The sequence below is a fragment of the Geobacillus sp. FSL K6-0789 genome (assembly GCF_038593135.1).
Classification (GTDB): Bacteria; Bacillota; Bacilli; order Bacillales; family Anoxybacillaceae; genus Geobacillus; species Geobacillus stearothermophilus.
The window spans coordinates 355,124-370,569 of record NZ_CP151966.1; the positions used below are offsets into that span (position 1 = coordinate 355,124).

Here is a 15,446-nt window from a genome sequence, read left to right on the forward strand (position 1 = left end):
GAAACAGCTGAGTGTCAGCGAACTGGGAGTTGAACACGTCGTTTTTATCGTACCTATGAGGGATTGAAACAGTATCTGTATCGTCTCCTGCGTCGCCACGTACGCGTTTTTATCGTACCTATGAGGGATTGAAACATCAATCGCCTGAGCAAATCGCCATTTCCGCATCCAGTTTTTATCGTACCTATGAGGGATTGAAACTTCATAACCATACCTCCTACATTTTGTTTTTGTTGCGTTTTTATCGTACCTATGAGGGATTGAAACGAATGGAATCGCCCCATCTTCCATCATCGGTGGTACAGTTTTTATCGTACCTATGAGGGATTGAAACTATCTCGTTTCTGCCAGTCTTCTAGTCCTTCTGGTATGTTTTTATCGTACCTATGAGGGATTGAAACCTCCTTCATCTTTGAAGAATCCGCGGTATGTATACGTTTTTATCGTACCTATGAGGGATTGAAACACGGACGCCAATGCGGATTCCACTCACGAAGTTTACGTTTTTATCGTACCTATGAGGGATTGAAACGTAGATCGGCGTCAAGAAATTATCCAACAACTCAATGTTTTTATCGTACCTATGAGGGATTGAAACAAAGGTATTCAGCAAAAGTTGGATGCAGTCGTTGAGCGTTTTTATCGTACCTATGAGGGATTGAAACACAGAACAGACGAGAAAGGGCATCAAGAAGTACGGCGTTTTTATCGTACCTATGAGGGATTGAAACCCTTGCTTCGGCTTCTGATGATGTAGCGGAATTCATGTTTTTATCGTACCTATGAGGGATTGAAACCTTTGGCGTTTCTTCTCTACCTTCATTGTAAATTATCACTTTATTTCGGAACAAAAGAGACATTTTTTTGCACATTCCTTCAGAAAGCCCTCTCCCCTTTTCTGAAAGAATGTGCTAAATTTTTTGTGAATTATTTCGGAAGAGAAAATCCATCGGTTCATAGGAGGGGGAGGAGGACGTGATCCAATTTCATGACTTTGGCATTGACGTCCAAACGTATGCAGAGCGTGGAAAAGAAAACGACTTCCCTCTTCTGAAAAAGTGTCCGCATTGCCGGGCCAAGCGCCCGTTGCACCGCCACGGTTACTATGAGCGAAACGCATTGACCCCACATGGTGATTATCGCATTTGGATTGTCCGGTATCGCTGTCGGGAATGCTTGAAGACGGTGAGTGTGCTGCCTTCCTTTCTCCTCCCGTATTTTCAGTATACGTTGTCCGCCATATGGCAAGTCGTGAAAGAGCAGTTGGGATTGACCGAAAGGACGAACCAGGCTCCGTTTCTCCCGACAAAGGACGGCATCATCTTTTATGTCCGACGGTTCTACCGAAACCTATCAAGCCTTCACAGCTTTTTTGCGAGGCGGTGGAGGATCATAGGCCCTATCGTGAAAAAAGAAAAGGAACGGGCTTCTTGGTGGATCCAGACGTTAGAGGAACACGGTCTTGATTCGGCCATCAGAGAGATGTGGGAGGGCGGATTCCGACACCCTTTTGCGAATTAAATGGGATCCTGATTTTACATACATACCCTAAATTGGAAATAGTTTCGGTTCCCACAAACCTTTCCTATCGACGGAGAAAAAGCAATTCGGTACGATAAGGGCAGACGGACCGGAACGGTCCTGATTCCAAGTGAGACAAGGAGGAGATTTGAATGAATGAGTCGATGAGACACGACATTGCCCTGTTTCGGTACGGGCTAATCGCTCCGTTGGTGAATGGGCAGGTGGAACCGAAGACGTATCTGAAAGAGGTGAGCGAGCGAGTGCACCATGTTCCCCACCAGGGAGACAAACGAATCGCAGCCAAGACGATCCTCGATTGGTGCACCCGATACAAAAAAGGGGGCTTTGACGCCTTAAAGCCGAAGCGCCGTTCGGACCGCGGCCACTCAAGGCGTCTGTCGCCCGATGATGAGGATCATATTTTAGCCCTAAGAAAAGAACATCCCACCATGCCCGTGACGGTGTTCTACGAACACCTGATCGAGCAGGGGGAAATCCCAGAAAATCATACCTCTTACTTTACTATATACCGATTGTTGAAAAAACACAACCTGGTGGGAAAAGAAATCTTGCCGATGCCGGAGCGAAAGCGTTTTGCGTATGACCAGATCAATGAGCTATGGCAAGGGGACTTATCCCATGGACCCACGATTCGCGTCCATGGGAAAGCCCAGAAAACGTTTTTGATCGCGTATATCGATGACTGCTCGCGGTTAGTGCCATATGCCCAATTTTTCCCTTCGGAGAAGTTTGACGGGCTGCGGATCGTCACGAAGGAAGCGGTGCTTCGTTGCGGGAAGCCGAAACGCATTTACTCGGACAACGGGAAAATTTATCGGTCCGAGGTGCTGCAGTATGCGTGCGCCGAGATGGGAATTACGCTCATCCACACCCAGCCGTATGACCCGCAAAGCAAGGGAAAAATCGAACGGTTCTTCCGCACCGTACAGACACGGTTTTATCCACTGTTGGAGCTGAATCCGCCGAAATCGCTTGACGAGTTGAACGAGCGTTTTTGGAAGTGGCTTGAAGAGGAGTATCATCGAAAACCGCACGCCTCACTGGACGGAAAAACGCCGCATGAGGTGTTTCAATCGCAAGTGCATCTCGTGTCGTTCATCGAAGATGGCGATTGGCTGGATGCGATTTTTCTGAAACGGGAGCACCGCAAGGTGAAAGCCGATGGCACAATCACCCTGAATAAACAGCTATACGAAGTGCCGCCTCGGTTCATTGGGCAATCGATTGAGCTCCGCTATGACGAACGAGGCGTCTATGTGTACGAAGAGGGCAAACGGGTGGCGGAAGCCATTCGGGTGCGTTTGGAGGACAATGCCTATGTAAAACGCCATCGGTCCCCGTTTGCGGCGATTCCGGCGAAGGAGGGAGAACACAGTGTATAAATCGTTTTACTCCCTTTCGCGGGAGCCGTTTGCGAAAGAAACAGACCCGTCCGAGGCGTATCAAGGGGCGTCATTTCAGGAAGCGTTGCGGGCGCTGGAGTACGTGAAACGAACCCGGGGGATCGGGCTGTTGATCGGAGAGCCGGGGGCGGGCAAGACGTTCGCCCTTCGGGCGCTGAAAGAGTCATTGAATCCATCATTGTATCATGTCGTCTACTTTCCGTTATCCACCGGAGGCGTGATGGATTTTTACCGTGGACTGGCCTTGGGATTAGGAGAGGAACCGAAGTACCGCAAGGTAGACCTCTTCCGCCAAATCCAGCAGGCGATCGAGCGATTGTATCATGAACGGCGGATCACGCCGGTGTTCATTTTGGATGAGATGCATTTAGCGAAGGATGCATTTTTACAGGACATCGCGATCTTGTTCAACTTTGAGATGGATTCGACCAACCCATTTGTCTTGATTTTGGCCGGGCTGCCCCATTTACAGGGGAAGCTGCGGCTCAATCAGCACCGCCCTCTCGACCAGCGGATCATCATGCGATACCGGATGGGGCCGCTGGAGAAGGAAGAGGTGGCGGGCTACATCGAACATCGGATGAAACAGGCCGGGGCGAAGCATCCGATCTTCACCCCATCGGCGTTAGAGGCGATTGCCCTGCAGTCGCGGGGATGGCCTCGGGTGATCAACACGTTGGCCACGACGTGCCTGTTATACGGGTATCAGCTGAAAAAGGACGCCATTGACGAAGAAGTGGTGCGCATGGCCGCAGAGGAAATGGGGTATTAGCACGAAAGGGGCCGAATCGGCCTCTTTTGTGCTTTCTCTTTTCCATAGGTCCATCAGGCGCGCTGGAAATCTTCATCTGAAAGAGCGTGCAAACGTTCCGAAAGAATGTGCAAAATCCGGAACAATCCGCAAAAATTTTGCACATTATTTCCGAATCCGCCTGAAATAATTTGAAAAAGGGATTCTGAAATAATGTGCTAGTTTACACCATGGTTAGAGAGACAAACAGGGTGCCCCTTACGCGATACGGAGCTGTTTTTTGATCACATCAATGGGAATCTCTTGCTTTGCAGCGTCATAAATGAACTCGACGACGCTGTGGTCTTTCCGCGACCGAAGAAGCTCCAGCCCGGTGGAGAGGTTTTGTCGGGATTCGGCGATGCTGTACACGCAGGAGAGCAGCACCACCGCCCAATACCGTTTCACCGCCCGAATGTGGCGAACGCGGTATCCATCCAGCTTCAGTTGATCTTTCGCCTGCCGGAAAAAGCACTCGATCGTCCAGCGCTGGGCGTAGTAACGCAAGATGTCTTCGTCCCCGAGTTCCCGGTCGGTGCTCAAGATGCAATGAAGATGTTCCGGCGCCATCGGCTGATCCGCCTTCCAAGCCAGCAGCACCACCGCGTCATCGAGGCCATGGATGGCCCCCTCATAGCGATACACGCGATAACGCTCCTGCCCCACCGTGACGAGGCGGGTGTCTTTGGACTCGATATAGCGGGCGAACTGCTTGGCTTGGATGGCGATGCCTTTCGGGTAGAGAATCCGGTTCGTCTTGAGCATCGCGATGACATGGAATCCCTGTTTCAGACAGGCTTCGATGAGCTTCTTAGACGGATACCACGAATCCATGAGCACATACACCGGCTGAGCCCGCTTCACCTTGAGCGAGGAAAGCATCTCGATCGCCAGGTCGATCTTGCTTTTTCCCGCTTTCTTGTCATACAGGCGGAACGCAAATGGGAACGCCTGCGTGAAGGTGTGCACCATCAGCCAAACGAGCGAATGCCCCCAGACCGATTGATGATCTTTATGCGAGTAGTGCCAGTCGCACCCTTGAATGGCGTGCACAGCCCGTGACGAAGGCTTTGTTTTTTGGCAAATCGTATCATCAATCGAAACAAAAAGGGGTTGATTCTTCCGTTTGGCCAGTCGTTCGACCTGGGAAAGGATCCACTCTTGAAGCTTCCCAAGCAGCCTTTCCTCGTTCCAAGGGCTTTTCGTGAAAAAGTGACGGAGCGTCGTTCGATGATTCGGATGAAAGCTCCAGTAATGAATATCAGTCAATGTTCCCGAGAATCCCTTGGTGGTCAAGGCATCGACAATATGAATGAGATGCTTGATGACCGGTTTGGAAAGCTGCAGCGTCAACCCCAGCGTGAAGAAAAACTTGTGGATTCCTTGGTGATGTGCTAATCTATTCATGAGACATGAACCTCCTTGTGTGAATGGGTTTTGAGCACATCTATTTTACCCAAGGAGTCCGGTTCATGTCTCCTTTTTTGTTTAGTTGTCAATTTATGTCAGTGAATTTGCTCATCTACAGAAAACGTTTTTATCGTACTTATGAGGGATTGAAACTTTTCGCTTGCGGCGGTCAAGCCAATCTATGATGTTTTTATCGTATCCACAAGGAACTGAACCCTCTCCATCTTCGCGCGCAGGTGTGATGGGGGGCTCGTTGTTATCGCAGAGTTAGTTTAGACCACATCTCTCATGTGCTTCGTTTGCGGAGATGAAGCGTTGTGCGCAACGGATGGGCGCCTGCGGAACAGGCAGCACAGCATTCTAAGTTGGGCAAAGGCATTTCTAGTCTCACAGGTTGCCTTTCCAAGAGGCGGGAGAAAAAATAAGATGGCGGCAATTTATGTCGGCGGCATCTTTCGATCGAGGGAATCCCTTTTGAGCAGGGGATTCTTTTTTTGTGTTTCGTCCTCCGACGTTGTTTTGTGTCACTCCTTAAGAGGGGGGTGAAACAGTTAATAAATTTCTATAATTTTTTATAAAACTCTCTACAAAAATAATAAATTTTATGGTGTTATTTATGTAGGGAGTTGATTGTTGTGAAGTATTATAGTATTGGCGAATTTGCAAAACTTATCGGAAAAAGTCAGCAAACTTTGCGAAATTGGGATAAAAATAATGTTTTACAGCCTGCTTATGTTGCACCGTCAGGATTTCGCTATTATTCAGAAGAACAGCTTCATCAAATACTTGGGATCAAAAAGGCAACTCCTCCTAAAAAAGTCGTTGGTTATTGTCGAGTATCGAGTCGGAAACAAAAAGATGAGTTGGAACGGCAAGTTGAAGCAGTACGCACGTATATGATTGCAAAAGGGTATTCGTTTGAAATCATCGAAGATATTGGAAGTGGAATCAACTACACGAAAAAGGGATTAAGCCGCCTAATCGACATGGTTTGTAATCATGAAGTGGAAAAAATTGTTGTTTTGTATAAAGACAGATTCGTTCGTTTTGGGTTTGAACTGATTGAACAAATCTGTCAACGTTATGGGACAGAAATTGAAATCATTGACCAAACAGAAAAAACAGAAGAACAAGAGCTGGTCGAGGATTTAGTCCAAATTATTACCGTTTTCAGTTGTAAACTTCAAGGGAAAAGAGCCAACCGAGTCAAGAAGATGATAAGGGAGTGGCTTGAGGATGATTCGGTCCATCAAAGTTAGGCTAGAGCCAAACAACAAGCAAAAGACCGCATTATTTGGCTCCGCTGGTGTGGCTCGTTGGGCATACAATTGGGCGCTTGAACAACAAGAAGCCAACTACAAAAAGGGCGGCACATTCATCAAGGATGGGGAGTTGCGAAAAAGGCTGACGGCTTTAAAACAAAACGATCCAAATTATCAATGGCTATATCAGTATTCCAACAACATCACCAAACAAGCCATTAAGGATGCTTGCGAGGCATACAAGAAGTTCTTTAAGGGGCAAGCAAGAAAGCCGAGGTTTAAAAGCAAAAAGAGAAGCAAACCGTCCTTCTATCACGACACAGCCAAAATCAAGTTTCGCGATACGCATGTATATCTCGAAAAAGTCGGCTGGGTGCGCCTATCCGAATGAGGAAAAATTCCAACGAATACAAAGTATAAAAACCCTCGGATCACGTTTGACGGTGTGCATTGGTATGTATCCGTAGGATATGATATCCAAAAGCCGCTTATCGCATTAAACAGCCATACGCTAGGAATTGATGTGGGAATACAAAATCTGGCCGTTTGTTCAGACGGTCGGGCATTCCAAAACATAAACAAAACGAAAGAAATCAAAAAACTAGAAAAGCGTTTGCGTCGGTTGCAACGCCAATGCTCAAGAAAGTATGAAATGAATAAAATTCAAGAGAAAGGTGGTGCAGTCCGTTACGTCAAAACACGCAACATTGCAAAACTCGAGAGACAGATGCAGAAGATGCGGATTCGATTGGAACATAAACGCGTGGACTACGAAAACAAAGTCGTCAACGAGTTGGTGAGAACCAAGCCTTCTCGTATGGTAATGGAAGATTTAAACATTCAGGGGATGATGAAAAACCGTCATCTATCCAAAGCCATTCAACAACAACGTTTGTACATGCTGAAACAAAAAATCAAACACAAATGTGAATGGCATGGGATCGAATGGGTGGAAGCCGACAGATGGCATCCATCATCGAAAACGTGCAGTTCATGCGGGGATGTAAAACAATCATTCAAGCTGTCAGAACGGGTATTTCGATGTGAGGATTGTGGACTTGAAATGGACAGAGATTTAAATGCAAGCATCAATCTTTCGGGATATCCTGCATAGTGACGGGTACCGTGAGTTACACGGGAAGTGAAGCCTTCGGAGCGTCAACCAAACGAGAGTAGCTTCGGCGAAATCGGACGCGATGAACAAGGAAGCAAACGAAAACTTCTGCAAGTCTCTTGTAGAGTTTTGTAAGTTTTGCGTAACGGGAGCAGCGGAAAAACCAGCTGGAAGAGACGCTCTTTTACTTTCGAGGGGCCTTGTTATTTTCCATTCGCCTTCGCGAAGTTGGGTGGAAAATTCGTTTTTCACCCGTCTCTTCAGCGGTAAAATGTTTGGAATTGTTGAAAAATATCTCCCTCTATACTTGAAAAATAGGATATAATTGATATAAACATAGCTATATTTTCCCAAGATGAAAGAAATATGGAGGGGAAGGGCGGTTGTACCAGCATATTGTTGTAACGTGTGGTGTGTCGCTGTTGACAGGAAACAGGAACGTTTTCTCGATGAATCGGGATGAAATCATGGGGGAGATTCGTCCTTGGTTGAGCGCGGCCAACATCAATGAGGAAAAACAACGAAAAATTGACGAATGGATTCGTCATGCCAGGCAGTTTGCTCATGAGGCCGCCCGGGATCCCAACCGTGTGTCGGCGGAGTATTCGATGATTTATGAACTTCGTCGACAAGGGAAATTGGCGGAGAGGCCGACGGTTGTCCTCATTGCGACAGACACGGTGGGAGGACGGATTGTGGAAGCCGTGTTGACGAGATTGCTTGAGGAAGACTTTGCGGCAAATGTTCGCGTCATGTACGTGGATGTGGATGTGAATCATCCAAGACGGATGCAAGAGACATTGGGGGAATACATGTGGAAGGTGGCGGATGCTCTCTCCCACGGGGAACCGTCAACAACTTGTTTTGCGCCGATTGGCGGGTATAAAGTGATGACATCGTTGGGCTACATCGTCGGGGCGTTTCTGCACTACCCGACGGCTTATATGCATGAGGACGGCCAAGTGTTGCATGAGATTCCTCCTGTGCCCATACATATTGACGAGCAATTTGTTCATGATCACTTTGATCTGTTGCGGAAATGCCAAAAGGACATGGTTGATGCGGATTCGCTTTCTTACCGCGAAAAACAATGTATTCTTCAATATCCGTTTTTGTTCCAGCAAGAGGATGGTCTTGTGTATTTAAGTGCATTTGGACAATTTTTGTTTGAACATGAAAAATATAAACATTTGTTTGCGACCACGTACCTTGTATCCAAACAAGTCGCCAATATGTTGCAACACAATCATCACCAGTTGCTGTTTGTGCACCAACAAATGCGGGAGCTGGTAAAGAAGCTGAAGCATGAAGAGGGAGACATGGGCGTTTTGTACCACGAAAAGTCATTCAAAACGATTGATGTCCGAAAAGTGAAATATCACTTGTACAAAGGAGCGAGCAACGGACAGACGGCGTTTCGCCTTGCTTACCGATACGATGAAAAAGAAGATTGCTTGTATGCCAACTATTTATGGCTTGACCATAACCGATATGAGCGGGAAGCGGAAAGAGGAAAAGGGATTTATGAAGAGGATTCTGAGTTTATCGATATCACGAAACAATTGGCGGGAGTGGGGAGATAAGCGTGGGGAGAAGGGTATTGTTGTCGTTTCTTGGATTGAGCGATTATGAATATTGTTATTACACATACGAGGGCAAATCGTCTTCTTATACGCGTTTTATCCAGACAGCGGTGTATGAGTTGTTTCGCGGGGATGGGCCGATGGATGTGGTGGTGTTTGCGACGAAAGAGGCGCGGGAGCGGAATGGGCAAGACCGCTTGAAAGGGGAGGAGCGGCTGGAGGGCTTGACCACCGCTTTTCAGCGCATCGCCCCTGAGGCGAATGTGAAGCTCGTGGAAATGGAAAGCCGTCAGGATGAACAGGCCAATTGGCGGTTGTTTGACTGCATTCTGAATGAAATTCGGGAAGGGGATACGATTTATTTTGACATCACCCACAGTTTCCGTTCCATCCCGTTTGTCGCGCTCATCGTGTTGAACTACGCCCGCTTTGTGAAAAAAGCGGACATTGGCGCGATCGTTTACGGCTGGTTTGAAATGCTTGGGCGTCCAGTCGATGTCAAACAGTTGCCTCCAGAACGGCGGTTGGCGCCGATTGTCAATTTGACAAGCATGGCGAGGCTGCTCGATTGGACGAACGGGGTCGATCAATTTTTGCGCACGGGGGATGCCTCCATCATCCAGGCGCTGACCGCGAAAGAAAACAGCGAAGTGTTCCGCAATCCGTCTTCGAGCCAGACAATGCGAAACGAAGTGAAAGAATTAAATCAGTTGACGAAGCAGCTTGATCAGACGGAAAAAGTGATCCGCACGTGCCGAAGCTTGCAAATCGATGAAGAAGTGCAGAAATTTCATGAACAGCTCGGCCGCGTTCGCTCAGCGTCGGCGGAAGCGATTAAACCGCTTGTCCCATTGTTGGATGTGATGGAGAAAAAGTATGCGATGTTTGATGATGATCCGATCATGAACAGTTGGAAGGCTGTGCGTTGGTGTTTGGACCACGGATTGATTCAGCAGGCGCTGACGATGTTGGAGGAAAATGCGGTGACGGCCGTTTGCCGGGTGTTGGGGCTTGATTTGCGGAATGAGAAGGCCCGGGGAGATGTTCATTCGGCTATTGAAATTTTATTGCGAGATATTCCGAAAGAGGAATGGCGCGTTCGTTCCGTAGAGCGGGTTGAACAAATAATCGATTTCTTGTCTCCTTATAAGGGCGACTTAAAACGATTTAGCACGCTTAAGGAGCGGCGCAACGACATCAATCATGCTGGGGCGCGGCCGCAACCGCTAAAGGCGGAAAAGTTTTGGCCCGATGCGGAGCAGTCGTTCCGAGAACTTGGTGCGTTTTTTGAACGCATGTCAGCGCTCGCAAAAACGATGCAAATCTCAAAGGAGAATGCGTGATGGCCTATCAGGAAAGCGGGGTAACAGCTGTTGCTCAGTCGTCATATCCGCTTGTTCTCTTGACGCCGGCCGCCATTCACGGCGCTGATCCGAGGGAGAAGGCGGAGTTTCGCCTTCCGTCGTTGCGAGGGGTATGGAGGTACTGGTGGCGGACGCTGCAGGATGAACCTAATCACGAAAAGCTGCTTGCCAAGGAGGAAGAGTGGTTTGGCGGCACGAGGAAAACAAAGCAGCAATCGCCTGTCCATCTAACGTTGGCAAGAGCGATGGAAGGGACAATGAGAGAAAATATTTTGCCGCATCGTACGTCTCCAACGTTTGTTCCGGCGCTTCCTGCCGGCGGGGAGGTGACCGTGACGCTCTCGGTGCGGAAGCGTCATCAAGAGCGATTGGCGCAATATGATTGGCACTTTCAATATATGCTTCACCTCGCCAGCTTCGGGCAGCGGTCGCGCCGCGGATTCGGAGCTGTGCAATGGACGGAGCATCAATGGGATCACGTTGAGGAATACGGTGAAAGTTTGCGTATGACGCTAGAACGCATCGGGGCGGCGGATGCGTTTTCCTTTGCGGAGCGCGGCTGCCTTGTGGCACGACGTGAAGACATCGCAACACCTCATCCGGTATTGTACGCGGTGTGGGTTGGAGAAGGAAAAGAGAGCGCGGCGGAAGTGGTGAAGGCGTTTGGCAGGGCATCGCATGAAGCGAATCGTTATGGCAGCCTAGGATATATGAGAGGGAAAGAAGGAAAGCTTTCTTCCCCGTTATGGTGCACGGTGAGAAAAATTGGGAATCGGTACCACCCGATTGTGACGGAAGTGAGAAGCGGCGGCTCGCGCTACAGCGAGCCGCGCTATGAGCGAGATCGAAACCGGTTTTTAGAGATCGTTGGGGTGAGGATATGACCAATCGCTATATCGTCATTTTTACGGTCGGGCCTGTGCAGTCGTTTATCGCTTCAGCCCGCAAAACGGAAGATTTTTGGAGCGGAAGTTATATTTTGTCCCACTTGGTGCGAGAGGCGATCAAACAGTTTTACCAATTGGACGCCAACTGTGAAGTCGTATACCCGCTCGTCACAAGGGAGGAGTTGCGGTCGCCATCTGCGCGGGATTTTCGCATTGCTTCGATCCCGAACCGCGTGACGGTGGTGATGAAGGGAACAGAAGAAAAGGTTGGCGGCTGGCTGCGCGAAGTGGAGGACAATGTTCGCCAAGTGTTTCTGGACTTCTGCTTTCAAGCCATTCGACGCGTGTTTCCACATCTCACTGCCGAAGAGTATGAATGGCTGGAGATGATGGTGGAACAGCAAGTGCAGTCGTTTTTAGAAGTGTACTGGGTCGCTGAACCGTATGAGCCGTCCGCTTCGTTCCGGACCGTGCGTGAACGCGCCGAACGGCGGTTGGGGGCGCTGAAAAATGAGAAGCATTACATTCCTGTTTCCCAATCCGGCCTTGTTTGCTCCGTCTGCAAGGAAAGGGAGGCGTTGCGGCTTGCCGAGATGAAGGAAACGGATCATTACGGTGAGATCAAGCGGAAAACGCTCCACCTTTGGAAGCGGCGGGCGGCGGAATTTCAAGGAGCTGGGGGCGAAGAAGATGACCGCCGCGCGGGACGGATTCAAGACAATGAATTTTTATGCGGCATTTGTTTAGGAAAACGGGCCGCCCGCGATTATTTTTCCAAGTTGTTTGGCGCCTCGTTTTTGTCGTTTCCGTCTGTCCTCGAGATCGGAGCGGGCGATTATTACGCTGTGCTCATGATGGATGGGGACAACATGGGGAAATGGTTCTCCGGGGAGCGGAAAGAGGAGTATAGCGAAACGAGTAAAAAGTTGGCGCGATTTGCGAAAGAAGTCGTTCCTCAAATTGTCGAAGAACAATGCCACGGCAAGCTTGTTTATGCAGGAGGCGATGATGTTCTCGCCTTCTTGCCGACCGAGACGGTGCTGAAAGCGGCGGAGGAGCTCCGATTGGCGTTTGGCGATGAATGGAAAGGATTAGGTCATGGAGCGACCGCCTCGTTTGGCGTGGTCATCGCTCACAAAAAGTCGCCGCTCCATCTCGTTCTTAACGCTGTCAGAGCGTTGGAGAAAAAGGCGAAACAGTATTCCAACGACAAGACGGGGCAGCAAAAGGACGCCCTTGCTTTAGCGCTTCACACCCGCTCTGGTGAGATTTCGGAAGCGGTTCTCCCATGGATGATTGGGGGAGAGAAGGTTTCACAATTATTGGATCAATGGATTCATCTGTTGAAAACATCCCTGTCGCCGAACTTTATTTTTCATTTCGCTTCCGCGTTTGCCCCGCTGCTGCATGAGCGGCACTGCCCTAAATGGGAGAATGGCGACATGCTCGCGACAGAGCTTCGGCGTTTGCTTAAGCGGTCTGTAAAAGAGGGAAGCCATCTGAGCGCCCAAGAGATCGCCCATCACACGCAAGTTCTTTTGTCTTTGCATGAAGCGGTTCGCAGCGGCTATGACTTTTTGTATCTGTTAAAGATATTGACCTTTTTCAAACGGAGCGAGGGGAACGGGCAATGACAAAATTAGTCTTGACACCGGTAGACACGTTTTTCTTTAAAAACCATCATGCGACGCAAGCGGGGGAGGCGACGGTGATGGAGTCGATATTCCCTCCGCGCCCGAATACGATTTACGGCGCGTTGCGGGCGGCGTACATTTATGCGTACAGCACGTTTGACGACTTTGCGAGGGGCAGTGATGAACAGGTGAGGAGATGGATGGGCACCCCGACTGAGCGGGGGCAGTTCTGTCTCCATTATTGCACGCTGGTGAAAGAAGACGTCTTGTTCTTTCCCCTGCCCTTTGATTATCAAGTCATAGAGGAGGAAAAATCGCTCAAAGCGTATCCATTGCGGCTTGTCAAAGACCGAAAGCCTTCATCATCTGCTTCGATGTGGCGTCTGGCTTCTTCGCGGCGTGACAAAACGAAAAGTCCGCAGCACTATTACGTCCCGATGGAGGAATGGAAGCAGGCGCTTCTTGAGAATAAGCCAATCTCTTCCCTTTGTTCATTGTCATCGTTCATCGCTCGGGAAGATAAGGTGGGAATTCAACTCGACACGTCCAGCCGAACAGCCCAAAAGGGGCTTTTATACCGGGTGGCGAAAGGGCGTTTTGTAGATGGGGCGTCCCTTGTCGCTTACATCGGTGATGGTCCTGATTTCTCCAAGGTAAAGTGGGCGCGGATCGGCGGGGAAAACCGGCCGTGGTCTATCCGCCAGCAGCCGGAAATGCTTCGTATATGGAATCCGGACGAGAAAAAGAGGATTGAACAAGACATCGAGCGGACGAGGCTGGCAAAGATTATCTTTTTGTCCCCTGCGATTTTCGCCAACGGCTCTCGTCCGATTGCGATGGACGGTGATCGGTGGACATGGCCGAACGGAGCGGTGGTGACATGGCTTGCCGCTTCCATCGGACGTCCGGAGTTGTACGGGGGATGGGACATCGTCCGACATCGGCCAAAACCGCGGAAATGGATGATCCCAGCCGGTTCGGTCATCTATGTGAAGATCGAACGCGACGATGCTTTGCCTCTTGTCCTCTCCGCCCTTGACGGCGTTCATCTCACCGATGAAGGGGCGGAGGAAGGGTTTGGATTTGCAGTGATCACGAGTGCGAAAGAAAGCGAGGAGGAGTTGTAATGTATTCGATCGTACGGCCTTTTCTTATGCATGCCATTACGTCTGTCCATGCGGGGAGCGGGAGCGAGATCGGGTTTGTCGACTTGCCTATTCAGCGAGAGAAGCATACAGGATTTCCAAAAATCGAAAGCTCCTCGCTCAAAGGGGCGCTTCGATATCATATGACAGAGTCGCTTCCTGAAGATGGGAAGAATCTTGAACGGAAGAAGCTTGAACTGATTTTCGGCGCGGACAAAGGACAGGAAAGCGTCACACAAGCGAGCGCCATTGCTCTGAGTGATGCACGTGTTTTGCTGTTTCCGGTTAAATCGCTTCGCGGCGTATTTGCTTGGATTACGTGCCCGTTTGTGATTGAGCGGTGGAATCAAGAGATGAGCGTTCATCAGCAATCGATCGGGAAAGAAGTTCAACTTCTTCCGATGCCCGCACCGAACACGGTCAGTTCCGACCGGTTGATGGCGGTCAATGGACGCATTGTGTTGGAGGAGTATGCGTTTTCGGTCACCGTCTCTTCTGAAGCGAAACAGCTGGCGGAACAACTTGCCGCCCTCCTTGGGGAGCATTGCCGCCTGCGTCTTGTAGATCGACTCGTTGTTCTCTCCGATGACGATTTCACGGATTTCGTCAAATTGTCGACCGAAATTAACGCGCGCATTCGCATTTCACCGGAGACAGGGACCGTTGACAACGGTGCGCTCTGGTATGAGGAAAATGTTCCGCCAGAAACGGTTTTTTACAGTTTCCTCTACATTGGTGATGTACGGGGAGACGGAATAGACGGTCTTGCGAAGGCTGCGGATATTGAACGGTACTTTCTGAATGAAAACAAATTTCCATCCGTCTTTCAGCTTGGCGGGAACAGTACATTAGGTCGCGGAATGATGAGAACGATTTGGGTGTGAACGGAGGAGAAGCCATGGAAACAAACGTGAAGCGTGTGGGGATTGAGAACGGGAGAGCCGCATTTGCGTTTCAAGAAGTGAAACAGGCAAAAGAACGATTGAGAGGAAGCTTCGAAAACTATCGTTCTTACGTCAAAAAAATGCCGTCCTTAATTCAAGTCAACGGTCTCGGACAAGCATTGGCGTTTTGTTTTCAAAAAGGGAAGGAATACAAGGCGATTTATCAATCCCTCGCAAAATGGATGAGGGAACAGTTTCCGGATCAATTTTCATCGGCAAACCAAGAACTCGTCGAGGCTGTCGTCAACTTATCGAGCGCTGATTACCGGTTATGGACGATGGAAGCCATGGCGCTGTTAGATTGGATGCGCAAGTTTGCCGACGGGATGGCGAAAGACGATGCAAAGGCGGCAGAGTAAGGAGGG

General features: G+C 49.4%; 12 protein-coding genes, 1 pseudogene and 1 CRISPR repeat array (1 of these 14 cut by a window edge). Of the genes and pseudogenes, 12 read left to right on the top strand and 1 reads right to left on the bottom strand.

Annotated features, from left to right (window positions below):
• Positions 1–797: direct repeats of the CRISPR family, unit length 30 nt; unit sequence GTTTTTATCGTACCTATGAGGGATTGAAAC; it begins 1,352 nt to the left of the window's first position.
• Between the two features lie 178 nt (positions 798–975).
• From NSQ51_RS01830 to NSQ51_RS01840, 3 genes are all read left to right on the top strand, one after another.
• Positions 976–1,521, top strand: a complete 546-nt coding sequence (locus tag NSQ51_RS01830) for a DUF6431 domain-containing protein (RefSeq protein WP_033011705.1) — start codon at positions 976–978, stop codon at positions 1,519–1,521.
• Between the two features lie 152 nt (positions 1,522–1,673).
• Positions 1,674–2,927, top strand: coding sequence for an IS481 family transposase (locus tag NSQ51_RS01835; RefSeq protein WP_117219280.1), 1,254 nt, complete (start codon positions 1,674–1,676; stop codon positions 2,925–2,927).
• Complete coding sequence (locus tag NSQ51_RS01840; protein ID WP_064213564.1) at positions 2,920–3,720, top strand: AAA family ATPase; 801 nt, start codon at positions 2,920–2,922, stop codon at positions 3,718–3,720. Before NSQ51_RS01835 ends, NSQ51_RS01840 begins: the two co-directional genes overlap by 8 nt.
• Before the next feature lie 237 nt (positions 3,721–3,957).
• Here the strand turns inward: NSQ51_RS01840 and NSQ51_RS01845 are convergent, their stop codons facing one another.
• Positions 3,958–5,145 carry an IS701 family transposase gene (locus NSQ51_RS01845; protein WP_339239558.1) on the bottom strand — a complete coding sequence of 396 codons (1,188 nt, stop codon included), beginning with the start codon at positions 5,143–5,145 and terminating at the stop codon, positions 3,958–3,960.
• Between the two features lie 638 nt (positions 5,146–5,783).
• Here NSQ51_RS01845 and NSQ51_RS01850 point away from each other — a divergent pair.
• From NSQ51_RS01850 to cmr5, 9 genes and pseudogenes are all read left to right on the top strand, one after another.
• Positions 5,784–6,407 carry an IS607 family transposase gene (locus tag NSQ51_RS01850; protein ID WP_064213731.1) on the top strand — a complete coding sequence of 208 codons (624 nt, stop codon included), beginning with the start codon at positions 5,784–5,786 and terminating at the stop codon, positions 6,405–6,407.
• Positions 6,385–7,524 (top strand): annotated as a pseudogene (locus NSQ51_RS01855) (transposase). Before NSQ51_RS01850 ends, NSQ51_RS01855 begins: the two are co-directional and overlap by 23 nt.
• A 383-nt stretch (positions 7,525–7,907) precedes the next feature.
• Entirely contained in the window at positions 7,908–9,107 is a 1,200-nt protein-coding gene (locus tag NSQ51_RS01860; RefSeq protein WP_049624452.1) for a putative CRISPR-associated protein, read from the top strand.
• A 2-nt stretch (positions 9,108–9,109) separates the two neighbouring features.
• Positions 9,110–10,450, top strand: coding sequence for a TIGR02221 family CRISPR-associated protein (csx2, locus tag NSQ51_RS01865; protein ID WP_049624453.1), 1,341 nt, complete (start codon positions 9,110–9,112; stop codon positions 10,448–10,450).
• The gene (cmr1, locus tag NSQ51_RS01870; protein ID WP_049624454.1) at positions 10,450–11,355 is read left to right on the top strand and encodes a type III-B CRISPR module RAMP protein Cmr1; all 906 of its coding nucleotides are present in this window, start codon (positions 10,450–10,452) and stop codon (positions 11,353–11,355) included. Before csx2 ends, cmr1 begins: the two co-directional genes overlap by 1 nt.
• Positions 11,352–12,992: a type III-B CRISPR-associated protein Cas10/Cmr2 gene (gene cas10, locus NSQ51_RS01875; RefSeq protein WP_049624455.1), complete on the top strand. Its 1,641-nt coding sequence runs from the start codon at positions 11,352–11,354 to the stop codon at positions 12,990–12,992. Before cmr1 ends, cas10 begins: the two co-directional genes overlap by 4 nt.
• Positions 12,989–14,119, top strand: coding sequence for a type III-B CRISPR module-associated Cmr3 family protein (locus NSQ51_RS01880; protein WP_049624456.1), 1,131 nt, complete (start codon positions 12,989–12,991; stop codon positions 14,117–14,119). The genes cas10 and NSQ51_RS01880 overlap by 4 nt, the downstream gene beginning before the upstream one ends.
• A complete protein-coding gene (gene cmr4 / locus NSQ51_RS01885) occupies positions 14,119–15,021 on the top strand; it encodes a type III-B CRISPR module RAMP protein Cmr4 (RefSeq protein ID WP_042382412.1) in 903 nt (300 codons plus the stop codon). The genes NSQ51_RS01880 and cmr4 overlap by 1 nt, the downstream gene beginning before the upstream one ends.
• A 14-nt stretch (positions 15,022–15,035) precedes the next feature.
• Complete coding sequence (gene cmr5, locus NSQ51_RS01890; RefSeq protein ID WP_025039256.1) at positions 15,036–15,440, top strand: type III-B CRISPR module-associated protein Cmr5; 405 nt, start codon at positions 15,036–15,038, stop codon at positions 15,438–15,440.
• Positions 15,441–15,446: the final 6 nt, after the last annotated feature.

Bases quoted from the DNA above. Each gene is read 5' to 3' on its own strand.
- NSQ51_RS01880 (WP_049624456.1), top strand. From the start codon at position 12,989: ATGACAAAATTAGTCTTGACACCGGTAGACACGTTTTTCTTTAAAAAC.
- cmr1 (WP_049624454.1), top strand. From the start codon at position 10,450: ATGGCCTATCAGGAAAGCGGGGTAACAGCTGTTGCTCAGTCGTCATAT.
- cmr4 (WP_042382412.1), top strand. From the start codon at position 14,119: ATGTATTCGATCGTACGGCCTTTTCTTATGCATGCCATTACGTCTGTC.
- NSQ51_RS01835 (WP_117219280.1), top strand. From the start codon at position 1,674: ATGAATGAGTCGATGAGACACGACATTGCCCTGTTTCGGTACGGGCTA.
- cmr5 (WP_025039256.1), top strand. From the start codon at position 15,036: ATGGAAACAAACGTGAAGCGTGTGGGGATTGAGAACGGGAGAGCCGCA.
- cas10 (WP_049624455.1), top strand. From the start codon at position 11,352: ATGACCAATCGCTATATCGTCATTTTTACGGTCGGGCCTGTGCAGTCG.
- NSQ51_RS01845 (WP_339239558.1), bottom strand. From the start codon at position 5,145: ATGAATAGATTAGCACATCACCAAGGAATCCACAAGTTTTTCTTCACG.